The sequence below is a fragment of the Bacillus sp. S14(2024) genome, assembly GCF_050473785.1.
Taxonomy (GTDB): domain Bacteria; phylum Bacillota; class Bacilli; order Bacillales; family Bacillaceae_G; genus Bacillus_A; species Bacillus_A yunxiaonensis.
This window is the reverse complement of the sequence record NZ_JBFLUP010000006.1, coordinates 1,395,314-1,420,780: the sequence shown is the minus strand read 5'-3', so window position 1 is coordinate 1,420,780 and position 25,467 is coordinate 1,395,314. Positions and strand designations below refer to the sequence as shown.

Sequence of the window (25,467 nt, the reverse complement as noted above, 5' to 3'; positions counted from 1 at the left end):
GCTACTAGTGCTACCTTTTTATATTTCAACTTCAATTCCTCCTATTTTATATGCGATTATCATGCCAGAAATTTAATGGAAAATGATCTGCTTCATCGTATACTTCGAATTCATACCCTTTTTTACGAAGATCATCAATGATTGTTTGTAAAGCTTGCACTGTTTGCTTTTTCTCATGCATTAAAACAACTTCTCGTTCTGTATTAACGTGTGAGACAACATTTTGGATAACTCCGTTTGGATTCCCCGGTAATTTCCAGTCTAATGAATCAACAGTCCAATCCCATTCTTTCATACCAGCAGATGCCATTTGATCGCGCAGCGCTTGAGTAAGTCCAGGCATACTTCCATATGGACAGCGAACAAGGTTTGGGTGAATGCCTGTTACCTCTTTCATAATATCTTGTGCTTGTTTCATTTCTTCAACAAACTTACCTTCTTTATACAGTTTTGTATAATTATGTGTCATACTATGAACACCTGGATAATGCCCCTCTTTTACTAAGCGCTTCACACTCTCTTTATAGGCTGGAATATTCCCACCAATCATAAAGAATGTTCCTTTTATATCATTTTTCTTTAAAATATCTAAAATTTCTTTTTGAAATTCACTTGGTCCATCATCAAATGTTAAATATACTACTTTACGTACTTGACCGTTATATTTTTCGGGCGCTACTTTTTTCATTTCTACCTTTGGCTGTTCACTTGCAAACTGAACGGAATTTTTTTGATTCGCAACCGCTTTTGCAGGAGAAGTAATTGATTGAAACATAAAAAACCCTGCTGCTACAGCACAGATTGCAATAACAACAATAACCAACCGCTTAATTACTGTAGAGCGGCGGTTCGTAACGTCTATCATTCTATCATTCCCTTTCTATCTTTCTATCTCTACTTGTTTCATTTTACACAGTACAAAGGAATCGATGCAATATTTTCCGATTATTCTCCAATTGTCTTCAAAAGGAAAAGTGTAGAGATTTTTCCTGCTCTACACTTTTAATGAGAAATCATTGTGCAAAATGTACTGACACATCCATCGTTAATTATATGATGATTAACCATATTTTTAAAGGGATTTGTTACAAAACACACAATATATTGTAACAAAAATGAAAAAAATGTATCGAAATAATAATGTTGTAATTTCAGTTGTTACATGACTCTATTTTGATATAATCGCATTTGTGCTAGCTCTAATAGCACTTCAAATGATTCTCCCCCTATTGGATATGTTGCTCCACCAAATATAAATGTGATGTATACAATATTATCTTGCAATATTTTTGTTAAATTTTTTAGTAATTCGATTCATTAATGTTGATTGTTCGTGCCCCTTATCTGCTGCAATCATTATATATTTATTTTCTTTCCAGCATGTTATAACCTCTCTTTTTCGAACTGTCTGCACCAATGTTTGTTCTACTTTTAGAACCATTCGCTCTAGGTTTGGTTCTAAAATACTAATCTTTAGTTCCTCTCATTCTTGAGGTGTGGGTCTTACTGCCCGTTAATGTGAGATGACATTTAAAAAGTTTATTTCAACAAAAAAGAAAGAAATTATCTATTGCATATGGATAATTTCCTTCTTTTTTATTTGTACTCATATAAGACGATATTCAATTACTTAAAATAAATTCGTTTTTATAGTCCTCTATTCCATAATTCGTTTTTATCGTTTTATCAGCAGGGCCTGTTTTGTTTGCAATGGCCCATACATTTGTTGGTTATGTTGGAATGTATACGTAGCACGAAAAGGTAAAGAAAGTGATATATTGTTTCGCTCAGCTTTTACTTGCAATACTAAACATGCTTTTTCTTTGGGCGATAAGTTATCAATACGCCAGCGAACAAGTTGAAAAAGAAATTCGTATTCTCCATTATTGGACGTTAATGTATTTGGTATATACGATAATTGATCTCTAATCATATGACTTACGCATATACGAGAAACAGCCTCTTCCCCTTTATTATCCACTTCAATTTGAATTGCAATTATATCTTGCAGTTCATAATAAATAGTGTCTGAAAACGAAGACTGTTGTTCCATATTACACACCGTAAGCGTTACTTCTATATGAGGAGTATATTGCTTATAAGCTAAATCCTTATCATTACTTCCTGACCATAAAGAAGGTTGTATACACAAAGAAAACTTTTCACGATTTTCTAACTCCCCCCAATATTTCACCATACAAATTCACCCCACTCTAATATTAAATATATAAATTTCACACTCCCTACTTTTTTCTTCGCGGCCTTCGACAAAAACTTAACCTTTTCTATCCTTTACTTTATATAGTATTCGATAAGCGAAAGAAAAAATCATTCTAAAAAAGCTGTACATTATGTACAGCTTTGCTGATAAGGTCCCATGTATTCTTTTATCTTATACTAACCATAAGTGGCATATGAAAAACTTTCCTACTGATAAAACCTTCACTTTATATATTTATTATTTTTTCAATTCCCTCTATATTTTACGACGATACATAGACAGTTTCCTGCTCTCTCTAATTCTTATAAGTACGTACCATTTCCTTTTGTCACTTCCTATATTATGAATCATTTTCAATAATATGTTTTGTTTAGGACATTTTATATTTCTTCATTTCTACATTTTTTATAAATTAAGTAACCAATAGCATATTTTTCACATATATACCGCCTAAATAAGTTGTATGTATATTATTTAATCAGGAAATATGTTTATATTCTTTGACTAAAAGATACATATGTACGACAAAATAATTTTGCCGAAAAAAAATTATTTGTCATTTAGTCAAATTTGACTATAATATAATTTATTGTTGATATACAAAGGAGGGTTATGCTTGGAGGAACAAATAACTCAAAAGCAAGCAAGTAATACAAAGTTTGTTGTAACAGGATTGTTACTGGGAATCCTACTAGCAGCAATGGATAACACAATTGTTGCTACTGCAATGCCTACCATTGTAGGTGATTTAGGCGGTTTTGATAAATTTGTATGGGTCACTTCTGCCTATATGGTAGCTACAATGGCCGGAATGCCTATCTTCGGAAAACTATCAGATATGTACGGACGTAAACGTTTTTACATAGGAGGATTACTTCTATTTTTAGTTGGGTCAATACTTTGCGGCACTGCATCTAGCATTGAACAATTAAGTGTATACCGTGCAATTCAAGGAATTGGCGGCGGTGCTCTTATGCCAATCGCATTTACCATTATGTATGATATTTTCCCAGCAGAAAAACGAGGTAAAATGACAGGATTATTTGGAGCTGTTTTTGGAACGTCAAGTGTGTTTGGACCGCTTCTAGGTGCTTATATTACTGACTATATCAGCTGGCACTGGGTATTTTATATTAATATTCCATTAGGGATTATCTCGCTCTTTTTAATTACAAAATACTATAAAGAATCTTTACAATATAGTAAGCAAAAAATTGATTGGGCAGGCGCTGTTACTTTAATTATTGGTATTGTTTGTCTCATGTTTGCTTTAGAACTCGGAGGTAAACAGTATGCTTGGGATTCAAGCGTAATTGTGAGCTTATTTGCTACGTTTGCTATTATGCTTATTATCTTTTTCTTTATTGAACGAAAAGTGGAAGAACCAATTATTTCTTTCCATTTATTCAAAAAACGTTTATTTGCCGCAAGTCAAGGCGTTGCCTTCTTATACGGTGCAACATTTATTATCTGTACAATGTACATTCCTATTTTCATCCAAGGTGTTCTTGGTGGATCCGCAGCAAATGCTGGATTAATTTTAACACCGATGATGGTCGGGTCTGTTATTGGAAGCCAAATAGGTGGACAGTTATCAACGCGTACAAGTTACCGTAACATTATGATGATCTCTGGTCTTTTCTTTATTCTTGGTATGTATTTATTAAGTACGTTAACAGTCGATACGTCACGTACAATGGTTACAGTCTTTATGATTTTAGCTGGATTTGGCGTCGGGTTTTCCTTCTCTGTCTTAAGTATGGCTTCTATTCATAATTTAAATATGAGAGAACGAGGTTCGGCGACATCCACAAACTCTTTCTTCCGTTCACTTGGTATGACACTTGGTGTAACAATTTTTGGTACGATTCAAAATCATGCATTTACAGATAAACTAAAATCTGTTTTCCCGCCAGAACTAGCAAAGATGGCTCCAAAAGGCGGCGATACAAGTTTCTTATTATCTCCAAATGCGACTGAAAAAATACCACCACAAATTTTACATGGCATTAAAGAGGCACTAGCAACTTCTATCGCTGACACATTTTTATGGGCGCTTATTCCTGCAGCACTTAGTATTATATGCATCTTATTAATGGGAAAAGAGCGACTAATTGTACCAACAAATAAGAAACAAAAACAAGTTAGTTAATACGAGCCTCCTCTTCTGAATAGAGAGGAGGTTATATTAACTGTAGTAGTTTGATGTTATTGGAGTTGAAGCAAGATGAGCATGAAATTAGTCATTCTTGGTTTACTTCTCGAAGGAGAGAAACACCCTTACGAAGTGCAGCACATTATGAAAGAAAGGCAAATGAATTGTTATATTAAATATGCAAAAGGGTCGTTATATTATGCCTTCGAGCAACTAGAAAAACAGGACGCTATCGCTGTTACACATATCGTACGTGATACAAACCGTCCTGATAAAACAATTTATCATATTACAGAAAAAGGAAAAGAACTCTTTCATACTCTTGTACTCGAGCAAATTCAAGCAAAAAATCATATATATAAACCAATCTACGCGGGTCTTTCCTTTAGTCATTTCAGTGACAATCAACGCATTGTTCCGATTCTTAAAAAGAAAATTGAAGAAACACAGACATTTATAGCAACGATGCAAAACATATATATAAATAATAAAACTAGCATTCCTCGTACACAGCTTTATATTTTGGAAAATGTTATTGATCATGCTTCTGTTGAATTTCGTTGGCTGAAACAACTGTATAAAGACGCACTAGAAGGAAAACTTTCAGAAATCCATACAGAATTAGATAATTAAACATCGAAACAGTCACCAAGGAGTGACTGTTTTTTGTATTCATAAAAATGGATTTTCTTAAGCGTTTTTTTCCTTTTTTCTTTTTTGTAACCTCTTCCCTTTTTCATTACAATACGAATATATAAAGTGAAACTTCCATTAGTGGGGGTCTTACTGCCCGCGTATAGCGGAAATAAAGGAGGTGACATCTTATGAAGAATAATTTAATTAAACAATATGGATTCTCTATATACTACCATTCCAATTTACAAAAACAGCTCTTATACATCCTAATTCTTCGCAGTGAAATTGCATTTCAATCTTATACATTGCATCCAAATGAACAACTAGAACTACTCTCCTATGACCGCTTACTCTTTCATCATGCTCACGATATATATAAACGTATACAGTCTTACTACTATAACCTTTCCCATACATACCCATCATCACATTGGTGGTGGCATTTAGAAAATTTTTCATGTTAATAAAACTAAATAAGTATTCTGAAAAATCTAAAAAGATTCATATTTCAAAATAGTAGACAAAATTAAAAATATTATGTTAGAATGTGTTTCAATATCATATCCGCTAGTTACATTCCTTTCCAAAAGGAGATAGGTACACGAAAAAGTTCATTTCGTGTTTAAAAGGGAAGTTTGGTGAAAATCCAACGCGGTCCCGCCACTGTAAGTGCAAAGATTTCTTTCGATATACCACTGTGAAAACGGGAAGGTGATAGAAATCGCTGATGCATGAGCCAGGAGACCTGCCTATTTTAACGGCACTGATAGACTCACGGATGATGAGGAAGTGTTTTTAACGAAAGAGGAGCATTTTCTGCTTCTATGTCTACTTTTCGTTAAATGCATTTCCGAGTAAACGGAAATGCTTACTTATATTTAGGGGAGGAAATCAAAATGACAATTCAAACAAGTAACTTAGGATATCCGCGAATTGGATTACATCGCGAATGGAAAAAAGCTTTAGAAGCCTTTTGGGCAAACAAAGTGGATGAACAACAATTTGTAAAACAAATGAAAGAGATTCGCCTTCAACATGTAAAAACACAACAAGAAAAGGGAATCGATCTTATCCCAATTGGTGATTTTACATATTATGATCATGTCCTTGATACAGCATGTATGTTTGGATTTATTCCATCTCGTTTTTCAAAGTATACATCAGAGCTTGACGTATACTTTGGTATGGCACGCGGTTCAAAAGATCACGTTGCTTCTGAAATGACGAAATGGTTTAATACAAATTATCATTATATTGTTCCAGAATATGAGAAAGGCTTACATATTTCTCTTAAAGACAATCGTCCACTTCGTTTATATGAAGAAGCAAAACAAGAACTTGGCGTTGATGGTAAACCAGTTATATTAGGACCGTATACATTTTTAAGCTTAGCAAAGGGTTATAAAAAAGAAAACTTCTCAAACATTTTACAAAAATTAATACAGCCATACATTCAATTGCTACAAGAACTACAAGATGCTGGCGTACGTTGGGTTCAAATTGATGAACCAATCTTTACATCCTTGTCAAAACAAGAAATTGGTATAGCGAAAGAATTATATGAAACGATTCGTAATGCTGTTCCAAATATATCTATTATGCTGCAAACATATTTTGATAGTATAGAAGAAAACTATGAAGAGATTATTTCATTCCCAGTTACTGGTATCGGACTTGATTTTGTACACGGTAAAGAAGGTAATTTGCGCGCCCTACTACAACATGGCTTCCCATCTGATAAAGTATTAGGTGTTGGCTGTATAGATGGTCGTAACATTTGGAGAGCTAACCTGGATGAAACCCTTTCTCTTTTCAATACATTACAAGAAACTATACAACCAAAAGAATGGATTATACAGCCGTCTTGTAGTTTACTTCATACCCCTGTTGACAAGACGATTGAAACACACCTTGAAAACGAATTATACGATGTGCTTGCTTTTGCAAATCAAAAATTAGAAGAACTTACTATTTTACAAAAAGCTCTCGTTCATGGAATAGAAAATACTTCTAATGAATTACAAACATATCGAAATGCTCACGAAGCAATTCAGACTTCTGCAGTTCGTAATCGTAAAGATGTACAATCTACATTATCAGCATTACAAGAAGAAGACTTTTCTCGTCCTCTTTCATTTAAAGATCGCTACAACTTACAGCAAAAAGCGCTGAATTTACCATTACTTCCAACGACAACAATTGGTAGCTTTCCGCAAACACAAGAAGTTCGTCAAACTAGAAAACAATGGCGTAGTGGTGACATCTCAAATGAACAGTACGAACAATTTATTGAAGAAGAAACAAAAAAATGGATTCAATATCAAGAAGAAATTGGTCTTGATGTTCTCGTTCATGGCGAATTTGAGCGAACAGATATGGTAGAATATTTCGGCGAAAAACTTGCTGGTTTCTCCTTTACAAAAAATGGATGGGTGCAATCGTACGGTTCTCGCTGTGTGAAACCTCCTGTTATTTATGGTGACGTTGCGTTTATTAATGGTATGACAGTAAAAGAAACAGTATTTGCACAAAGTTGTACTAATAAAGTTGTCAAAGGTATGCTAACTGGTCCTGTCACTATTTTAAATTGGTCTTTCGTTCGTAACGATATTCCAAGAAAGGAAGTTGCTTACCAAATTGCACTGGCACTTCGACATGAAATTAAATTACTTGAATCATCTGGTATTCATGTTATTCAAGTTGATGAACCTGCACTGCGTGAAGGACTGCCGTTAAAAGAGAAAGATTGGGACACATATTTAACATGGGCTGTTCAAGCATTCCGCCTTTCTACTTCTTCAGTGGAAAACGAAACACAAATTCATACGCATATGTGTTATTGTAACTTTGAAGATATTGTGGAAGCGATCCGTCAGCTTGATGCAGATGTTATCTCTATTGAAACATCAAGAAGCCACGGGGAGTTTATTGATACATTAAAAGAACATCCGTATGAAAAGGGGATTGGACTTGGTGTATATGACATTCATAGTCCACGCATTCCAAGTATAGATGAAATGTATACAATTGTAGAACAATCATTAAAGGTGTGCGATCCAACATATTTCTGGATTAATCCAGATTGCGGCTTAAAAACACGAAAAACAGAAGAAGTTATTCCTGCATTAGAACATATGGTAAAGGCAGCTGTAAAAGCTCGCCAGCTTTTACAAGCAAATGCACGATAATAAAAATTAGAAAACTACTGTCCAAGAGACAGTAGTTTTCTAATTTCATCCTGCTAATTGTGGGTAGTAAGAGCGCGATTGGTTCAAAGAACGCTATAATACTTAACAAAACAACGAAAGGTTTATCCTGCATTCATCATTAACAATATACTTGCGCCCTTGAAAAGCCACTTTACTAATGTAATGACTAGTTTCTTCAAAAAACAATTCATATCTTACTTTATACAAGTCATCTTCTGAAGGTTCTTCTAAGAGAATTGCTTGCATAGTCACTATATACTTTCCTGACGGAACAAGAAAATGAAGTCGATTTGCTAGCACACTGCTTATAAACACTCCTTCTTGTAACACTGTAAACGGAACTGATACTGTTCGTATTGCTTCTTTCTTTTCTACAAATTTCTGAGTAAATACCCTTACTTCACACGTATAATCAGATAAGGCTTCAAATATAATCGTTCCTTCTGCCCTAGCATAGCCTCTTTCAAAATCTGTATCCGTCCAATCTACATACGGAGATGTCCTATCTTGATTCATTACTATCAATTGTGCATAAGAAATTGTTAACTCCACTCTTTTCACTCCTTTTTCTATTAAGTGATGCGAAGCAATATATTATTTCACAACAAATTTCACCCGTGTTCCATCTGGATATTGATCTAATTTATTACCAACCCACGAGCCAGCACCTCGATTATCTGCGGGATTAATATATTCAATGTGCGCTCCTTTTCCACCTTCTTTACACATCGCCATCGGCCATTCATCACGGTCATAGCCCTTCTTTGGCGGGTATGGAGCTAGCGATTGTTTCCTTCTATCTGCAGCACCATTTCGATCAATGGTACAAATGTTAGAATGCCCTTCCTGTATTGCGTTTGCAATATGTTTCCCTGTTTCCGGATATCGTTCTTTCGGAAACTCAAGAATGCGGTCGTACGCTACCTCTTTCTTGTTTTCTGATGCTGGCGTTATCAGAACTTTGTATACCCCAATTAATAAGGACAGAATTGCAATTATTGTAATCAAAACGCCTTTTACTTGTTTCATCCAGCTTACATCCTCCATTTTCTTCCTCTTTCTCTTTCATTATAACAAACTTCATATTCCTATGTTTTCAGACATTATTCTATATTCCTATCTTCTTTTCCATCAATAACATGCCATTTTATGCAACTTTCCACTAAACATGTAGAAAACTTTCAACCTTACGACATTTTTTTTCAAAGGAAGTCCAAAACAAGAAATGGAATTGGTATACATGATACTTTTTAGGGAGGAAATGTCATGAGCGGAACATATAAAACGAAAGATGTCACAAATAAAACGGGAATTCCCAAAAATATGGTTCGTAAATATAGCCAACTTTTAGAACAACATGGCTATTTAATTGATAAAACTGCTGAATCTCGCACGTATAAAATGGATGATTTACGACTACTAAAACTGATTCACGAGCGAGCCGCTGCATTGGAAGAAGACATTATGGAAACGATTGCATTTATACTAAAAGAAAAGGAATCTCCACCAGCTTCCCCTGCTATTGTAGAGGAAAATACAGACCTACAATTAAAAGAGAAAGACCAAAAGTTCGAAGAATTTATGCACAAGTTAGATATGCTTGCTCAATTAAACGAAGCAATTATTCATCAAAATTCTACCCTCATTACGCAGAATCGTTTAAAAGATGAAAAGCTAAACGAATTAATGCACCAAGTATATGTAAAAGAATCAAAGCAAGAGGAAATGTTACAAAATCTTGTAGATCACGCAGCAGAAACTGATGCGTTGCAAAAAGAAAAAATGAATTTACTCATGAATCATATGTATAAACGCGAATCCAAACAAGAAGAAAAAATGAACAAACTTATGAATCAAGTTTATAATAAGGAAAACAATCGGGATGCTCAACTTATGCAAGTCATTCGAGAAATTCAAGAAACAAAACGATTAGTTGCTGCTTCACAAGAGCAAAGTTTATTTAAATCATTTAAAAGTTTATTCATTCGATTTAAATCTGAAAAAACAGGAGAAGTAAATAAATAAAAGTTACCGTACCTCGGTAACTTTTATTCTTTATATACTATGTTTTGCAACACAGCCGGTAAGGTAATAATCGCTGCTGTTCCTTTTCCAATTTCACTTTTATATACAAGTGTACCATTGTGAGCTTGTAGGATACTAAATGTAACCATTAATCCCAGTCCTGTTCCCTTTTCTTTCAATGAATAGTATGGTTGTCCAAGTCTCTCTAGTTGCTCTTTTGTCATTCCAACACCACTGTCTTTAACACGAATAACAATAGATTCATCCTCTTGCAATGCAGTCACTTTTAAATACCCTTTATTTTCTTGAATTGCTTCAATGCCATTTTTTACAACATTCATAATCGCTTGTTTTAATTTTGTTTTGTCACCTATCGTATATAAATTCTCTGCAATTTCAACCTGTAAATATACACCTCGCATTGCAGCAAAGGAAGACATTAACGTCGTCATTTCAATAAGCTGTGCAGATAAACAAATATGTTCTTTCTTATCAATTTGCGGCCGAGCTAAATTTAAATAGTCTGAAATAATTTGTTCCGCCCGGTCTAATTCGGCCAAAACAAGGCGCATGTATTCTTTATTCTTAACATCTTCTGTACTTTCTAACAATTGAATAAATCCACGCACAACTGTAAGTGGATTACGAACTTCATGGGCCACGCTTGCTGCTAACTCGCTGACAATATTTAATTTCTCAGACTTTTGCATTTCAGTTCGTAACATTGCATTTTCATATAAATACTCTGTTAAATACACTTGGAATGTCATCGTCATAATCATAATAAAAGAGGCAAATATGTATTCACTATACAAATAAGATACCATTGGCGTAAAGCCTTTCTCTAACAACAAACTAACTATTTTAACCCCTAAAGAAATGAGTGTATAAAAAGATACCAACATAAAAGATAAAATAATTTTTTTATTTCTTGGAAATGCACTCCACTTTTTAGATAATAAAAAAGGGATTATAGAGATACAAATAATTTCCAGTAGCCACAACCAGTTTAAACCATGCAGAAATCCATCATATAAAATAGCCATCGCAGCTGGAATCATACCAACTGAGCCACCATACAAAAATGCACTAATTATTGGAATTTGGTGAAAATCATAATTGCAGGTTTCCCAAGCACAAACCGGATATGTCATCGAAAGGATAAGCGTAGTTGTTGATAATAATACAATAAAATAGCGATTGCGCTTTTGAAGCATGCTTTGATAGCGATTTAAACGAATTGCTTCATACAAGAATAACGGCAAAATGATGATAGCGACTTGAATCATTAAATCATGGATAAGTACCATCCCCTCATCCCCTATATTCATTTTGATATGATTATACCATTTTATTGACAAATTTGTTTTATTTTTTAGACTATTCTTAATATTACTGTAAACAATTTGTGGAAATTAATTCACAAATGTTACAACTTTTCAAAATGATTGTAAACTATGTATCAAATTGTCCTTGCACAAGATACAATAAATACAGGTTAAGAAATCGATTGGAGGAAAATAAAATGACAGGAACTGCGCTCGTCTTAAACGAGGAAAATCTTGTTGTACTAGAAAACGTTGAGAAATCGGTGTATAAGAAATTACAAGAGCAAACAGGTACAAACAATTGTGCATGCTCTATAAACAACTCAGTAATACATCTAGGAAAAGTTTCTTCCGTCCTTTGGAGTGAAGACGAAATCGATTGGGAATACGGGTATTAAACAAAAGGTCGCCTTGGCGATCTTTTTTATTTATAGCTTTTCAAAGCGATTGTATGATAAATATGATACAATAAAAAGAAATTTTGCAACGGAAGAAAGGGAGACAAAATGGAACAATTTATTAACCCTCGTGTAAAGGATATTCAAATTTCCGGAATCCGCCAATTCTCTAACATGATTCAAAATTATGATGACCTTATTTCATTAACTATTGGACAACCTGATTTCCCAACTCCTTCTTTAGTGAAAGAAGCTGCTAAGCGTGCTATTACAGAAAACTTTACAAGTTATACGCATAATGCGGGTCTATTACAGCTTCGACAAGCTGCTTGTGATTTTTTAAAAGAACGCTACGATTTAGTATATTCCCCGGAAGATGAAACAATTGTAACGATCGGGGCAAGTGAAGCAATCGATATCGCCTTTCGTACGATATTGGAAGAAGGAACTGAAGTAATCTTACCAGCTCCTGTCTATCCGGGTTATGAACCTATTATTCGTCTATGCGGTGCAAAACCTGTTTTTGTAGACGTCCGTGACACAGGATTCCGCTTAACAGCAAAAGCACTCGAAAAAGCAATTACAAACAAAACCCGTTGCATCGTATTACCATATCCATCAAATCCAACTGGTGTAACGTTATCAGAAGAAGAACTCAAAGAGATTGTTACAGTATTAAAGGATAAGAACATTTTTGTTCTTTCCGACGAAATTTACAGCGAACTTGTATACGAGAATAAACATATATCTATTGCAAATTTCCCAGAAATGCGAAATAAAACGATTGTAATTAATGGTTTATCAAAATCTCATTCTATGACAGGGTGGCGTATTGGTTTTTTATTTGCACCAAACTTTTTAGCTAGTCAAATTTTAAAAGTCCATCAATACAACGTTACATGTGCAACCTCAATTGCTCAGTATGCAGCAATTGAAGCATTAACGGCAGCAAAGGATGCACCCCGTATGATGCGTCATCAATACAAAAAGCGTCGTGATTATGTATACAACCGTCTTGTACAAATGGGATTAACTGTTGAAAAGCCAACAGGAGCGTTTTATTTATTTCCTTATATCGGTAATCTAAACTCCTCTTCTTTTGATTTCGCAATGGAGCTTGTGAAAGAAGTTAAACTTGCAGTTGTTCCAGGCTCAGCATTTTCTGAGTACGGTGAAGGATACATTCGTATTTCTTATGCTTATAGTATGGAAATGCTGAAAGAAGGCTGTGACCGTTTAGAAACGTTTATACAACAAAAAAACTAAGAGGAATATCCTTTCCCCTTAGTTTTTTTGCATTTATACTATCTTTTCTTCTCTTTCCAACCATCTCTTATGATAAAAAACCAAATAATCCAACTGTTATCCAGCCAACTAATGTCACTACATATTGAATGAAATGGATTGGTCCATCTTAGATTCTATTTCAATATTTCATTACATGTTTGGCGTTTCACCAATTTATGTGGGATAATAATACACTTCGGTGAAGTTTCACAATGTTCGATTTTATCAACTAAATATTTCGCTGCTTCATAACCTAGCTGATAAATATTTACATCGACTGTTGTTAATGGTGGATTTGCTATTTCAGACAATAATACGTTATTAAAGCTAACAATAGAAATATCTTCCGGCACAGAAATTCCCTTTTCTGATAAAGCACTTAATACACCTAATCCAATTAAATCATCCGTTGCAATAATAGCTGTTGGCTGCGCATCAAGTGTCATAAGTTCTTCTACTGCTTTTTGACCACTTTCTCGTAAAAATCCAAGATTTAAAACATACTCAGCTGGCAAAGATATATCAGCTAGTTTTAATGCATCTGCCATTCCAGCGAGACGATCTTTCGTAACAAGTAAATCCGAATCACCACCGATAAAAGCAATTCTTTTATGTCCAAGTGAAATTAAATATTCCGTTACTTCTCGTGCGGCTACATAGTTATCATTATCAATATATGTAATCTCTTCTTTTCGTTCATATGGTTTCCCAATGAGAACAAACGGAAAATTTTGCCTGTGTAAATATTCTAAAATACGGTCATTCATACGGGAATATAAAAGAATAATGCCACCGATTTGCCTGCCTTGCACCATTTTCACAACACCATTAAAAATTTCTTCCTCCGTTTCTCCCGTTGACATATACAATGAATATTCTTCTCCATGTGCAAATGAACTAATTCCTCGAATAACTTCTGGGAAAAATGGATTTTGAAACGCTTTACTCGCAGAGCTTGGCATAACAAGTCCAATCGTTTTTGTTGTTTGATTCGCAAGGCTTCTCGCATTTAAATTCGGATGATATCCTAATTCAGCCATTACTTTACGAACGCGTCGTTTTGTTTTCTCACTAATGCTCGGATTATCAGCAATTACACGCGAAACCGTAGAAGGAGCAACATTTGCTTTTTTTGCCACGTCTTTAATTGTAACTGTCATAAATTTGTTCCTCCTCTCTTTTTTATCTACATAATTTATACAAGTTACCTTTATTTTTATCCCGTTATTGGCGACAGTAAGACCCTCACTGATGAAAGTTTCACTTTATTCCATTCATAAAAATTTCTATTAATGTAAATCTATATCTATATTCTCCCTCTTCATGTATTGTAAGGGATAGAACCTTATTTTCCTATACTATATACTATTTTTTTAAAAATTACCCTGTTCTTATGTTATCTAAATCGATATTCCTATTAAAAAAAGATAAATGGAACATAATGTCCCATTTACCCCTTCGTTCCCCCAGCTGTTAAACCAGAAATAAAGTATTTTTGCAAAGATAAAAATAAAATTGAAATTGGTATCGCAATTAATACCGATCCTGCCGCAAATGTTGTAAATTCATTACCGAATTTTTTCGCTACCATTTCATATAGCCCAACAGCTAACGTATAATTTTCTGGTGTGCGTAATATAATACTCGCTAAAATAAAATCAGTAAATGGGCCGATAAAAGTAAATAATGCTACAACCGCAATAATTGGTTTTGCCAAAGGCATAATAATTTGCCAAAAAATCCGAAAATGCCCTGCCCCATCCATACGGGCTGACTCGTCTAATTCTTTTGGAATTGTATCAAAGTACCCTTTCATGAGCCACGTATTCATTGGAATTGCACCGCCAACATAAATTAAAATCAATGCTAGATGTGTATCAATTAATCCTGTCAGCTGTGCTAATATATACAATGCAATTAATGCTGAAAAGTTTGGAACCATTTGAAGAATTAAAAAGGTTAGTAACCCATTCTTTCTCCCGACAAAACGATATCTCGAAAACGCATATGCTGTAAAACTAATTGACAATACAGAGAAAATCATTGTCAAAATACTAACTTTCAATGTATTTTTATACCAAAGTACATAGTTACTTTGTGAAAGGTCCAATAGTTTTCTGTAATGATCCAGCGTTGCATTTTTAGGAATTATACTTGATCCCGACAAACTATCTCCTGGGTTAAACGAGGAGCCTATAATCCATAATAATGGATAGAAAATAATAACACACATCATGAAAATTACGAAATAACTTAATGAAAGGCGTAACATCTTCTGTCGTTTTATATTCATTTACATCATATCCTCTTCTTGGAATGATTTTGTTCTTTTAAATTGCCATAAAGCAACTGAAATAACGATTACCGATAATATCATCGTTAATGCTGCTGCTTTTCCATATTGAGCTGATGTCATCGTTAACTTATAAATCCAGGAAATTAAAATATCCGTTCCACCTGCATTTTGTCCCGCTACAGCTGGACCACCACCATTAAACAGATAAATAATACTGAAATTATTAAAGTTGAATGTGTATTGTGTAATTAAAATAGGAGCAGTCGCATATAAAACGAGCGGCAATGTAATTTTACGAAATTGTTGCCAAGCTGTCGCACCGTCTACCGTAGCAGCTTCATACAATTCACCTGGAATCGATTGCAGTATACCTGTCGTCATCGCAAAAATAAAGGGAAATCCGAGCCATGTTTGAATAAAAATTAAAGCGATTTTCGACCAAAATGGATCTGTCATCCAAGCAATGTTTTCAATTCCAAATAGAGCTAACACTTGATTATTAATTGCTCCAAATGATTCGTTAAACATACCAGCAAATACGAGAATAGATACAAACGCCGGAACAGCCCAAGGTAAAATGAAAATTGTACGAATTACTGCTTTTCCTTTAATACTTGGTTGATTAACTAAAATGGCTAAGAAAATACCAAGTGCAACTTGTAATGTCGTTGCCACAAAGGTCCAAATCACAGTCCAAGAAAATACACTTACAAATGTGTCTCGCCACATTGGCAATGTAAAAATATCAACAAAGTTTTTAAACCCAACCCACTCTACAAGTTTTGCAGGAGGAGAATGATATAAATCATAATTGGTAAATCCAATTAATAGGACGAAAATAATTGGAAGTACAACAACAAAAATTAATAGAAGAAAACCTGGTGAAACCATCAAATATGGAAAACCTTGATCTAATAAATGATGATATTGCTCTTTCACAGAGTTCAGTGGTATTCCTACATCACGCTTTTTCCCGTTTTGATACGCATCATATAAATTAAAGGTATATACACCTAGTCCAAACGCAATAACGATAAGCGCTAAAATACCTTTTACTAATAGAAAAATAGAGTGATCACGAGGAACTTCTGTACCGAGCGTTACGATTCCCCATAACCCGATATTTAACAAATCAGCAAATGCTACAAAAAAGGAACAAGTTAATACTAGAAAAATAATACCTTTTACATATTGTTTATTGTACAGTTGACCAATACCTGGAATAATAGACAACGCTGCCGCTGTTTTTCGGTGTTTTGAACCGTTTACTGCATGTGTTGGTTCAAAGGATGTTTGCATAGTTCTTCCCCCTTTTTTCTTCCCCTTGGAAGGAGGAGAATTCGTGCCTCTTGTTTACAAAAGACACGAATTCTATATTATTTTTTCTTGCTATGATTTGCTTCAATATTTCCTTTAATTTGTTTCACAGCCTCATCAAGTGCCGCTTTTGGTTCTTGTTTACCTGTTACAACTAATTGCAGCGCATCACCAGCTGGTTTCCAAACTTCTTGCATTTCTGGAATATTCGGCATTGGAATACCATTTTCGGCTTGTGTCACTACTGCTTTTGCAGCTTCGTTATTTTTAATAACCGGATCTTCCATAACTGATTTCACTGGCGGAATTTCTTTTGTTTTTTCAAAACGAATTTTTGCATTTTCTTCATTTGTTACCCAATCAGTAAATTTTGTTGCTAAATCTTTATTTTTTGAGAAGCTTGTTACATGCCATCCTTTTACACCAACAAATGTTTTCATTGGCTGACCATTTGGTAATTTTGGCATTGGAGCTACACCATAATCAATTCCTGCTTTTTCCATCGCCTGGAATGCCCATGGACCATTCATAATAGAAGCAGCTTTTCCTTCATTAAATAATCCATCTGCAGCTGGTCCCCCAGACTCACCGATAATTCCTTCTGGAAATAGTTTTTCTTTATACCATTTTTGAATATACTCTGCACCTTGTACTGCACCGCTATTATTTAATCCAATATCAGCTACATTTGGTTGTCCGTCTTTCTCACCAAATACATAACCGCCCATACCAGCCATAAATGCATTCGCAAAATAGAAGTTATCTCCTAATGCTAAAAATCCATATTTCCCGTCCTTCGTAAATCCTTTTGAAAAATTAAATAGTTCATCCATCGTTTCTGGTGCTTTTGGCATTAATTTTTTATTGTAAATGAATACAGGTGTTTCAATCGCTTTCGGTAACCCATATAATTTTCCATCATACGTTTGCGCTTTTAGCGACAAATCAGTAAACCTATTTTTAACAGAATCATCCACTTTTATCTCAGAAAGTAACCCCTCTGTTGCTGCATCCCCGATTTGATCATGCGGTAATGTTACAACATCCGGTCCTGTACCAGCTGGACCATCAAGACGAAGTTTTTTTACTTGTTCTGTCATCTGAATCTCGACAACTTTTACTTTTACATTATATTTCTTCTCAAAACTTTTTACGGCTGGATCTAAACCAACACCTTTTTTCTGATCTTCCCAAACAAGAAGATCATAATCTTTCTTCTCCTTGCTCGCTTCCTTTTTCCCTGAATCTTTCGGTCCGCATGCCGATAACATACCGATTGCCAAAGCTGAAACTGTTAATAAAGATAACGCTTTTTTCTTCATCCCTAAATACCTCCCCAAATTATGTATATGGTACTCTAATTAATGAAAACGTTTGCAAATAATAGTTTTATAGAAGCACAAACAACTTCTCAATCTATGAAAACGTTTGCGCTATTTGTCTATTATTATACATACATTTATATGTTTTGCAAATATTATTTTTCAAAAAATTTACGCAGTTATTCTTTATATTCATTGACTTTATATGGAATGCGTACTACCCTTATAAGCAATATTAAAATTATATAAAAAGCAATCGTTTGCAATATATCCTTATTTTAAGAACTAGTAAAGGAGGGTTTTTATATGTTGAAAGAAGCAATATACCATAGACCAAAAGATAATTACGCATACGCTTACAATGAAAAAACAATTCATATTCGGCTACGTACGAAAAAAAATGACGCAGAAGTAGTATCCTTCATTCATGGCGATCCATATGAATGGCAAGAGGGAAAATGGGTAACACAAAAAATACCAATGAAAAAGAGTGGCTCGACGGATTTATTTGATTATTGGTTTGTATCAATTGAACCAAAATTTAAGCGTTTACGATACGGATTCGAACTGAAAAGCAGTACTGAAGCTATCACTTATACAGAAAGAGGCTTTTTCTCTGAAGCACCAACTGACGACGTCGGCTATTACTTTTGCTTCCCATTTATACATGAAAAGGATGTTTTTACAGCTCCCTCATGGGTGAAAGATACAGTATGGTATCAAATTTTTCCAGAACGATTTGCTAATGGAGATTGTACATGTAATCCAGCAAACACTCTTCCTTGGGGCAGTACAGATCCAACTGCAACAAATTTTTTTGGCGGGGATTTCGTCGGCATTATGAATCACCTTGATTATCTTGTAGAACTTGGTATTTCCGGCATTTACTTTACTCCAATCTTTACAGCACATTCTAATCATAAATATGACACGATTGACTATATGGAAATTGATCCTCAATTCGGGACGAAAGAAACATTCCATAAGCTTGTGGAAGCATGTCATCAACGCGGGATAAAAATAATGCTAGATGCCGTTTTTAATCATAGTGGATACTTTTTTGATAAATTTCAAGATGTTCTTGAAAAAGGAGAAAACTCTTCCTACAAAGACTGGTTTCACATTCATGAATTTCCAATTGTAACAGAACCTTTGCCTAATTACGATACATTCGCTTTTACACCGCATATGCCAAAATTAAATACCACTCATCCAGCTGTAAAAGAATACTTACTAGAAGTGGGACGTTATTGGGTACGAGAGTTTCACATTGACGGCTGGCGACTTGATGTAGCAAATGAAGTGGATCATAGTTTTTGGCGTGAATTCCGCAGTGAAATAAAGGCGATCAATCCTGATGTCTACATTTTAGGCGAAATTTGGCATGATGCTCTTCCATGGTTACAAGGCGATCAATTTGATGCCGTTATGAGTTATCCAGTTACAAACGCTCTTCTTTCTTATTTTGCAAATGAAACCATTAGGGCGAATGAATTTATGCACCAAATTACCGAATCTTTACATTCATATTCTATGAATGTAAACGAAGTTGCTTTTCACCTATTAGATAGCCATGATACACCACGAATTTTAACAACCTGTAAAGGCAATAAAGAAAAAGTAAAATTACTCTATGTATTCCAACTCTCTTTCATCGGTTCACCCTGCATTTATTACGGTGATGAAATTGGAATGGAAGGCGAAATGGACCCAGGGTGTCGAAAATGTATGATCTGGGATGAAAATAAACAGGATAAAGAATTATTTCAACATATACAAACATTAATTTCACTTCGGAAACAATATAAAGCCTTTGGTGGACACGGTTCCTTTCAATGGATTGAAGCTAATAACAAACACAATTATATTTCTTATACAAAAACATACGGAAAAGAAACGATATTATTCGTTTTAAATCCAACAAATAATAAAATTACAGCTCCTATCCCTTTTGATATGGCTGGCAAAAAAATTGTAAATCTGTATACAAAAGAAGAGTTTTCCGCTGAAACAAACTTATTACAAATTACACTTCTACCATATGGATTTTCCATTTTAAAATGTTGAAATTAACAAGCCTTGTGCAAAAAATTACACAAGGCTTTTACTATATTTATCCGTGACAAAGCAGCAAGCATTTTAACGAATCTATCATGGTTAGCAACCACTCCCTAGAAACCGGTATATGTTGTATTCTGTAATTTACAATCCAATGCATCGTTTTATGTACCAACACTAACCATTCTAATCGAGAAACAAGAGAGACCCGTCTCCAAGCCTCTCTATTGTCTACTTACATATTTCTCATTTCAATTTATACACCCTCGTTTCATAAGGCTGTAAAATAATATTTTCAATTGTTTCATCCTGCACATCATAATTATGTATCAACAACTCTACATTACTGTACGCTATCTCTTCCGGTAATTCAAATACACATGAATCCTCCGTAAAGTTTGCAATGACAAGTAATTTCTCACCTTTCCATGTTCTTACGTAAGCAAAAATAGATGGATGGTCTTCTAAAATTAAATCATATGTACCATACACAATTATTTCGTACTTTTTACGAAGTTCAATCAATTTCTTATAATAATGAAAAATAGAATTTGGATCATGTAATGCCTGTTTCGCATTAATTTCTTTATAATTAGGATTTACTTGAATCCATGGCTTACCTGCTGTAAACCCAGCATGTTCACTGTCTTCCCATTGCATTGGCGTCCGAGCATTATCGCGTCCTTTAGCATAAATAGATTGCATCACTATTTCATGATTCTCACCACGTTCACTTACTTTTTCACGATACATATTCAGTGTTTCAATATCGCGGTACTCATCAATTGAAGTAAATTGGACATTTGTCATTCCAATCTCTTCACCTTGATAAATATAAGGGGTTCCCTTCATCATATGAAGTACCGTCGCTAACATTTTCGCTGATGGAATACGATAAGTTTTATCATTACCAAAGCGAGAGACAACACGAGGTTGATCATGATTGTTCCAATACAAACTATTCCATCCTGTATGTTCTAATGCTTTTTGCCACTTTGTTAAATTCTCCTTTAATGTAACAAGCGAACATGGCTTTACATCCCATTTACCGCTTTCCCCAGAATCTAAATCCATATGCTCAAACTGAAAAACCATTTGTAATTCCTGACGATCTTCAGCTGTGTAAAGCTTCGCCTCTTCCGTTGTTACACCAGGCATTTCACCAACTGTCATAATATCATATTGAGATAACACTTCTTGATTCATTTCATGTAAATACGTATGAATATTAGGTCCATTCATAAAATATTGATGACCTGATACATACCCCTCTGCTTCTGTATTCACAGCTGGTAGTCCCTCAACTTTTGAAATAAAGTTAATGACATCCATACGAAAGCCGTCAATCCCTTTGTCCAACCAAAATTCCATCATCTCATAAATCTCTTTTCGTACATGTTCATTATCCCAATTTAAATCTGGTTGCTTTTTTGAAAATAAATGTAAGTAATATTCATCTGTGGTTTCATCATATTGCCAAGCAGACCCACTAAAAGCAGCTCCCCAATTATTTGGTTCTTTTCCGTTTTTTCCTTTACGCCAAATATAGTAATCTCGATATGGATTATCCTTTGACTTCCGGGATTCAACAAACCAATTATGTTCATCTGAAGTATGATTAACAACTAAGTCCATCATTAACTTCATGTTACGTTTATGCATTTCATCTAACAATTGATCCCAATCGTTCATCGTCCCAAACTCATCCATAATCTTACGATAATTACTAATATCATAACCGTTATCGTCGTTTGGAGATTCATAAACCGGTGATAACCAAATTACATCTATCCCTAGTTCTTGTAAATAATCAAGCTTTGAAATAATTCCGCGAAGATCACCAACTCCATCACCATTACTATCCATAAAACTACGCGGATAAATTTGATATACAACACTTTCTTTCCACCATTGTTTCTCCATCATGCTACCCCATTTCATTATTTAATCGCAAAACAAGCGCAAACGTTTTCATTGATGAATGATAACAGATTTTAAATAAAATGAAAACAATGCTTACATTTTTTTGTATTGACTAAAAAATAAAATGAAAGCTCTTTTAACATAAAAACATACTATTTATGCGCACACTTTCTTAAATTTATGAAAACGTTTTAATTTTTTATTTCTTTTTTTTATGCATTAATTTATAATAAAAACAAAGAAAACGTTTGCATAATTTTGCTAGGGGGAAAAGTCATGGCAGAACTAAAATTAGAAAATATTTATAAAATATACGATAATAATGTAACAGCAGTAACAGATTTTAATTTGCACATACAAGATAAAGAATTTATTGTATTTGTTGGTCCATCTGGATGCGGAAAATCAACGACATTACGAATGGTCGCTGGTTTAGAGGATATTTCTAAAGGGGAATTCTCAATTGATGGCAAAGTAATGAATGATGTTCCTCCAAAAGATCGCGACATTGCTATGGTCTTTCAAAATTATGCACTCTATCCTCATATGAGTGTTTATGATAACATGGCATTCGGCTTAAAACTTCGCAAAATACCAAAAGACGAAATTGATCGCCGTGTGAAGGACGCAGCCCGTATTTTAGGACTAGAAGAATATTTAAATCGAAAACCAAAAGCATTATCTGGAGGTCAACGGCAACGTGTTGCATTAGGACGTGCCATTGTTCGTGATGCAAAAGTCTTCTTAATGGACGAACCGTTATCAAACCTAGATGCAAAATTACGCGTAACAATGCGATCAGAGATTTCTAAGCTTCATCAAAAACTAGGAACAACAACTATTTATGTAACACATGACCAAACAGAAGCTATGACGATGGCATCACGCCTTGTTGTTATGAAAGACGGAAAGATACAACAGATTGGAACACCAAAAGAAGTATATGAAACACCAGAAAATGTTTTCGTTGGCGGATTTATTGGCTCTCCTGCGATGAACTTTTTCCGTGGTCAGTTAACAGAAAATCACTTTGTAATTGACAATAAGATAAAAATTAAAGTATCTGAAGGGAAAATGAAACTACTAAGTGAACAGGGCTATATCAACCAAGAAATTATTTTAGGAATTCGCCCAGAAGATATTCATGATGAACTCTTATTTTTAGAAGCTTCACAAGATACAACATTTACAACAAAAATTGATGTTGCTGAACTATTAGGTGCAGAATCTATTTTATATATGAAACTTGGAGGCCAAGATTTTGCAGCACGTGTTGATGCAAGACATACTTTTACACATGGCGATCAGATCAAGCTTGCTTTTGATATGAACAAAGCACACTTCTTTGATGTAATAGCTGAAAAACGCATTCGCTAAATAAAGTGAAACTTCTATCAGTGTTTTTTTCATCCCCCATCTATCTTTTGCGGCTCGCTCAGAATCGCAGGACGTTGGAGCCGCTATTCGCGGACAATGCTTTTCTCTGAACCTTGAGGTGGGGGACCTCACTGCCCGCGAATAGCGGGATAAAAAAGAAACCGTCCTCAATTTATACGTGGACGGTTTTCAACTTATTATACTAAAGATTCTACTGTATGAAGTGACTGTTCCTTTGTACTGATAACACCAAAAATAGGTAGATCACTCAATCTCACTTCTTCTTGCTGCCCTATAAAAGATGACCTCAATTGTTTTATTTCTATCCAGACGTCATTTATGCAAAGCGCATTGGAATCGTTCTCTTTTTCATGAGAAAAAATTGGGGCTATTTTATATAATCCCGCATTATTAAACAACATATCTATTCTGCTATAGGTTTCAATTGCAACTTCTAAAACATGTTGCCAATCACTTTGCTTACTCATATCGTGAGTAACAAAAAGTGCAGCTCCACCTAAATCTACAATTTCCTCCACTGTTGCTTGTCCGTTTTCCTCATCAATATCGGTCACAATTACCTTTGCACCTTGCCCTGCCAACAAAAGAGCCGTATTACGGCCAATGCCGATGCCTCCACCTGTTACAACGGCAACTTTTCCTGCTAGCTTCATCGTCATTACCCCTTCTGGTTAGTCTCAACGTCATACAGTATACTCTTTTTTTTTTAGCATCCGCAAGCAGGAAAAGATAGATAGATATATATATATAATATAATCGTTTACTTTCGAGATTTCTCTTTTTTCTTACTATTATACTGATCAAAAACTAAACCAACAAAAATAAGAATCCCCCAAAACAATAAACTTTCTCCTGTCATTTCACTTCCTCCCCATATAAAAAACATAAACTCTGTATTGTAAATATTTAGTATAATATTAATATTCCGTCTATTTCCCGTAAAAAAAGCGCGTCTTTCCGTGACGCGCCATCAATATGGAGGGTACTATATAGGAGATGCCTGTCCTATATAAATTCTATTATACCAATTGAAGATATCGAATTTTGTAAAAATTTAGACTCAATAAAAATATTTTTACAAAATGTTAATTTTCACAACATATATTTCCTATTCAATAAAAAACCCATAGTGTCCTTCATTATACTAACAAAAATCTCTGATAATAGTATAATCAGTTATTTCACTTGAGTTATTACTTGTATCTCTATAAAATTGAAACATTTCATCTTTACCAAATTACACAAAAATTTTTTCGAATTTAAAAGAGAGAGGCAATCTCTTCCCTCTCTCCCTACACAATACTCATAACTTTCGTTTTTACTATAAGATCATGGAAACCACTATTATCACTTCTAAACAACATCATGTATATATTACATATTGCTGGGATTCCAAGTAGTAATATGTTTGGTACTAGCAATACAATAAACCTCATTATTAATATTCCTAACGTTAACTTTTCACTTGTAAGCGATACAAGTTTTGTACGTGTAATTTTTTTCCCTGGTGTATATCCATTCCAAATAAATGGTAGAATAATAAAATAAAGCGCCATTAATAAAAATGCAAGCCCAAGATCATAACGGATGTCTCCTGAACTCACATTAAAACGATTCAAAATCGCTTTATAGTTTCCTGTTGTAATTGCAACAACAGCACCATACAAAACAGAAATGAAAAACATATCGATTATTGCAGCCCCTAGACGATTCATAACAATCGCTGGTTGATGTATTTTCAACTTCATGTTGTGCCGACTCCTTTTTTCTATCCTTTATTAACTGTTTCATCGTATCATGTCTAAAAACAGTTGTAAACAACTCATAAATTGGTGTTTTATTTTCTTTTCCTGTAAAATATGTATCAATCATATTCCGGAAGGAGGAGCTCATA

21 protein-coding genes, 1 pseudogene and 1 riboswitch are annotated in these 25,467 nt (G+C 34.4%); of the genes and pseudogenes, 9 read left to right on the top strand and 13 right to left on the bottom strand.

The window, feature by feature from the left end:
- Window positions 1-46 precede the first annotated feature (46 nt).
- Entirely contained in the window at window positions 47-865 is an 819-nt protein-coding gene (locus tag AB1279_RS07665; RefSeq protein ID WP_429754077.1) for a peptidoglycan-N-acetylglucosamine deacetylase, read from the bottom strand.
- An 810-nt stretch (window positions 866-1,675) separates the two neighbouring features.
- Window positions 1,676-2,197: a hypothetical protein gene (locus tag AB1279_RS07660; protein ID WP_429758335.1), complete on the bottom strand. Its 522-nt coding sequence runs from the start codon at window positions 2,195-2,197 to the stop codon at window positions 1,676-1,678.
- Window positions 2,198-2,837: 640 nt separating this feature from the next.
- On the opposite strand from AB1279_RS07660, the gene AB1279_RS07655 reads away from it, so the two are divergent.
- The 4 genes from AB1279_RS07655 to metE all read left to right on the top strand — a co-directional run bounded on the left by AB1279_RS07655 (window position 2,838) and on the right by metE (window position 8,200).
- The gene (locus AB1279_RS07655) at window positions 2,838-4,373 is read left to right on the top strand and encodes an MDR family MFS transporter (RefSeq protein WP_429758334.1); all 1,536 of its coding nucleotides are present in this window, start codon (window positions 2,838-2,840) and stop codon (window positions 4,371-4,373) included.
- 75 nt (window positions 4,374-4,448) lie between these two features.
- Window positions 4,449-5,009 carry a PadR family transcriptional regulator gene (locus tag AB1279_RS07650; protein WP_429758333.1) on the top strand — a complete coding sequence of 187 codons (561 nt, stop codon included), beginning with the start codon at window positions 4,449-4,451 and terminating at the stop codon, window positions 5,007-5,009.
- Between the two features lie 191 nt (window positions 5,010-5,200).
- A complete protein-coding gene (locus tag AB1279_RS07645) occupies window positions 5,201-5,476 on the top strand; it encodes a hypothetical protein (protein WP_429758332.1) in 276 nt (91 codons plus the stop codon).
- Between the two features lie 114 nt (window positions 5,477-5,590).
- A riboswitch (cobalamin riboswitch) is annotated at window positions 5,591-5,779 on the top strand.
- Window positions 5,780-5,908: 129 nt separating this feature from the next.
- Window positions 5,909-8,200: a 5-methyltetrahydropteroyltriglutamate--homocysteine S-methyltransferase gene (gene metE, locus AB1279_RS07640; protein WP_429758331.1), complete on the top strand. Its 2,292-nt coding sequence runs from the start codon at window positions 5,909-5,911 to the stop codon at window positions 8,198-8,200.
- 195 nt (window positions 8,201-8,395) lie between these two features.
- On the opposite strand, the pseudogene comJ reads toward metE, so the two are convergent.
- Window positions 8,396-8,773 (bottom strand): annotated as a pseudogene (comJ, locus tag AB1279_RS07635) (competence protein ComJ); the annotation flags it as partial.
- 42 nt (window positions 8,774-8,815) lie between these two features.
- On the bottom strand, window positions 8,816-9,250 hold the full coding sequence (locus tag AB1279_RS07630) for a NucA/NucB deoxyribonuclease domain-containing protein (protein WP_429758330.1): 435 nt from the start codon (window positions 9,248-9,250) through the stop codon (window positions 8,816-8,818).
- Window positions 9,251-9,487: 237 nt separating this feature from the next.
- On the opposite strand from AB1279_RS07630, the gene AB1279_RS07625 reads away from it, so the two are divergent.
- Entirely contained in the window at window positions 9,488-10,246 is a 759-nt protein-coding gene (locus AB1279_RS07625) for a DUF3967 domain-containing protein (protein WP_429758329.1), read from the top strand.
- Between the two features lie 23 nt (window positions 10,247-10,269).
- On the opposite strand, the gene AB1279_RS07620 is transcribed toward AB1279_RS07625, so the two are convergent.
- Entirely contained in the window at window positions 10,270-11,556 is a 1,287-nt protein-coding gene (locus tag AB1279_RS07620; protein ID WP_429754068.1) for an ATP-binding protein, read from the bottom strand.
- Window positions 11,557-11,771: 215 nt separating this feature from the next.
- Here AB1279_RS07620 and AB1279_RS07615 point away from each other — a divergent pair, with 215 nt between their 5' ends.
- Window positions 11,772-11,972, top strand: coding sequence for a hypothetical protein (locus AB1279_RS07615; protein ID WP_098305747.1), 201 nt, complete (start codon window positions 11,772-11,774; stop codon window positions 11,970-11,972).
- A 108-nt stretch (window positions 11,973-12,080) separates the two neighbouring features.
- A complete protein-coding gene (locus tag AB1279_RS07610; RefSeq protein WP_429758328.1) occupies window positions 12,081-13,238 on the top strand; it encodes an aminotransferase A in 1,158 nt (385 codons plus the stop codon).
- A gap of 155 nt (window positions 13,239-13,393) precedes the next feature.
- On the opposite strand, the gene AB1279_RS07605 is transcribed toward AB1279_RS07610, so the two are convergent.
- The 4 genes from AB1279_RS07605 to AB1279_RS07590 form a co-directional block, all read right to left on the bottom strand.
- Window positions 13,394-14,419 (bottom strand): LacI family DNA-binding transcriptional regulator, encoded by a 1,026-nt coding sequence (locus AB1279_RS07605; protein ID WP_336481427.1) that lies wholly within the window; start codon window positions 14,417-14,419, stop codon window positions 13,394-13,396.
- A 290-nt stretch (window positions 14,420-14,709) separates the two neighbouring features.
- A complete protein-coding gene (malD, locus tag AB1279_RS07600; protein WP_429754065.1) occupies window positions 14,710-15,552 on the bottom strand; it encodes a maltosaccharide ABC transporter permease MalD in 843 nt (280 codons plus the stop codon).
- The gene (locus AB1279_RS07595; protein ID WP_429754064.1) at window positions 15,553-16,854 is read right to left on the bottom strand and encodes a carbohydrate ABC transporter permease; all 1,302 of its coding nucleotides are present in this window, start codon (window positions 16,852-16,854) and stop codon (window positions 15,553-15,555) included. It abuts the gene before it with no gap.
- A 77-nt stretch (window positions 16,855-16,931) separates the two neighbouring features.
- Window positions 16,932-18,194 (bottom strand): extracellular solute-binding protein, encoded by a 1,263-nt coding sequence (locus AB1279_RS07590; protein ID WP_429758327.1) that lies wholly within the window; start codon window positions 18,192-18,194, stop codon window positions 16,932-16,934.
- A 306-nt stretch (window positions 18,195-18,500) separates the two neighbouring features.
- Between AB1279_RS07590 and AB1279_RS07585 the strand changes: the two genes are divergently transcribed.
- On the top strand, window positions 18,501-20,261 hold the full coding sequence (locus AB1279_RS07585; RefSeq protein WP_429758326.1) for an alpha-glycosidase: 1,761 nt from the start codon (window positions 18,501-18,503) through the stop codon (window positions 20,259-20,261).
- A gap of 237 nt (window positions 20,262-20,498) precedes the next feature.
- Here AB1279_RS07585 and AB1279_RS07580 read toward each other — a convergent pair whose 3' ends face one another.
- Entirely contained in the window at window positions 20,499-22,175 is a 1,677-nt protein-coding gene (locus tag AB1279_RS07580; protein ID WP_429761323.1) for a glycoside hydrolase family 13 protein, read from the bottom strand.
- A 276-nt stretch (window positions 22,176-22,451) separates the two neighbouring features.
- Here AB1279_RS07580 and AB1279_RS07575 point away from each other — a divergent pair, with 276 nt between their 5' ends.
- Window positions 22,452-23,552, top strand: coding sequence for an ABC transporter ATP-binding protein (locus AB1279_RS07575; protein ID WP_429758325.1), 1,101 nt, complete (start codon window positions 22,452-22,454; stop codon window positions 23,550-23,552).
- Between the two features lie 197 nt (window positions 23,553-23,749).
- Here the strand turns inward: AB1279_RS07575 and AB1279_RS07570 are convergent, their stop codons facing one another.
- The 3 genes from AB1279_RS07570 to AB1279_RS07560 form a co-directional block, all read right to left on the bottom strand.
- A complete protein-coding gene (locus tag AB1279_RS07570; protein WP_429758324.1) occupies window positions 23,750-24,226 on the bottom strand; it encodes an SDR family NAD(P)-dependent oxidoreductase in 477 nt (158 codons plus the stop codon).
- 107 nt (window positions 24,227-24,333) lie between these two features.
- A complete protein-coding gene (locus AB1279_RS07565) occupies window positions 24,334-24,432 on the bottom strand; it encodes a flagellar motor protein (protein WP_429758323.1) in 99 nt (32 codons plus the stop codon).
- A 433-nt stretch (window positions 24,433-24,865) separates the two neighbouring features.
- Window positions 24,866-25,321: an RDD family protein gene (locus AB1279_RS07560; RefSeq protein ID WP_429758322.1), complete on the bottom strand. Its 456-nt coding sequence runs from the start codon at window positions 25,319-25,321 to the stop codon at window positions 24,866-24,868.
- Between the last annotated feature and the right edge of the window lie 146 nt (window positions 25,322-25,467).

What these genes read in the sequence shown, in the direction of transcription:
- AB1279_RS07665 (WP_429754077.1), bottom strand. Translation starts at nt 865, where the DNA reads ATGATAGACGTTACGAACCGCCGCTCTACAGTAATTAAGCGGTTGGTT.
- AB1279_RS07660 (WP_429758335.1), bottom strand. Translation starts at nt 2,197, where the DNA reads ATGGTGAAATATTGGGGGGAGTTAGAAAATCGTGAAAAGTTTTCTTTG.
- AB1279_RS07650 (WP_429758333.1), top strand. Translation starts at nt 4,449, where the DNA reads ATGAGCATGAAATTAGTCATTCTTGGTTTACTTCTCGAAGGAGAGAAA.
- AB1279_RS07645 (WP_429758332.1), top strand. Translation starts at nt 5,201, where the DNA reads ATGAAGAATAATTTAATTAAACAATATGGATTCTCTATATACTACCAT.
- metE (WP_429758331.1), top strand. Translation starts at nt 5,909, where the DNA reads ATGACAATTCAAACAAGTAACTTAGGATATCCGCGAATTGGATTACAT.
- AB1279_RS07630 (WP_429758330.1), bottom strand. Translation starts at nt 9,250, where the DNA reads ATGAAACAAGTAAAAGGCGTTTTGATTACAATAATTGCAATTCTGTCC.
- AB1279_RS07625 (WP_429758329.1), top strand. Translation starts at nt 9,488, where the DNA reads ATGAGCGGAACATATAAAACGAAAGATGTCACAAATAAAACGGGAATT.
- AB1279_RS07620 (WP_429754068.1), bottom strand. Translation starts at nt 11,556, where the DNA reads ATGGTACTTATCCATGATTTAATGATTCAAGTCGCTATCATCATTTTG.
- AB1279_RS07615 (WP_098305747.1), top strand. Translation starts at nt 11,772, where the DNA reads ATGACAGGAACTGCGCTCGTCTTAAACGAGGAAAATCTTGTTGTACTA.
- AB1279_RS07610 (WP_429758328.1), top strand. Translation starts at nt 12,081, where the DNA reads ATGGAACAATTTATTAACCCTCGTGTAAAGGATATTCAAATTTCCGGA.
- AB1279_RS07605 (WP_336481427.1), bottom strand. Translation starts at nt 14,419, where the DNA reads ATGACAGTTACAATTAAAGACGTGGCAAAAAAAGCAAATGTTGCTCCT.
- malD (WP_429754065.1), bottom strand. Translation starts at nt 15,552, where the DNA reads ATGAATATAAAACGACAGAAGATGTTACGCCTTTCATTAAGTTATTTC.
- AB1279_RS07595 (WP_429754064.1), bottom strand. Translation starts at nt 16,854, where the DNA reads ATGCAAACATCCTTTGAACCAACACATGCAGTAAACGGTTCAAAACAC.
- AB1279_RS07590 (WP_429758327.1), bottom strand. Translation starts at nt 18,194, where the DNA reads ATGAAGAAAAAAGCGTTATCTTTATTAACAGTTTCAGCTTTGGCAATC.
- AB1279_RS07585 (WP_429758326.1), top strand. Translation starts at nt 18,501, where the DNA reads ATGTTGAAAGAAGCAATATACCATAGACCAAAAGATAATTACGCATAC.
- AB1279_RS07580 (WP_429761323.1), bottom strand. Translation starts at nt 22,175, where the DNA reads ATGGAGAAACAATGGTGGAAAGAAAGTGTTGTATATCAAATTTATCCG.
- AB1279_RS07575 (WP_429758325.1), top strand. Translation starts at nt 22,452, where the DNA reads ATGGCAGAACTAAAATTAGAAAATATTTATAAAATATACGATAATAAT.
- AB1279_RS07570 (WP_429758324.1), bottom strand. Translation starts at nt 24,226, where the DNA reads ATGAAGCTAGCAGGAAAAGTTGCCGTTGTAACAGGTGGAGGCATCGGC.
- AB1279_RS07565 (WP_429758323.1), bottom strand. Translation starts at nt 24,432, where the DNA reads ATGACAGGAGAAAGTTTATTGTTTTGGGGGATTCTTATTTTTGTTGGT.
- AB1279_RS07560 (WP_429758322.1), bottom strand. Translation starts at nt 25,321, where the DNA reads ATGAAGTTGAAAATACATCAACCAGCGATTGTTATGAATCGTCTAGGG.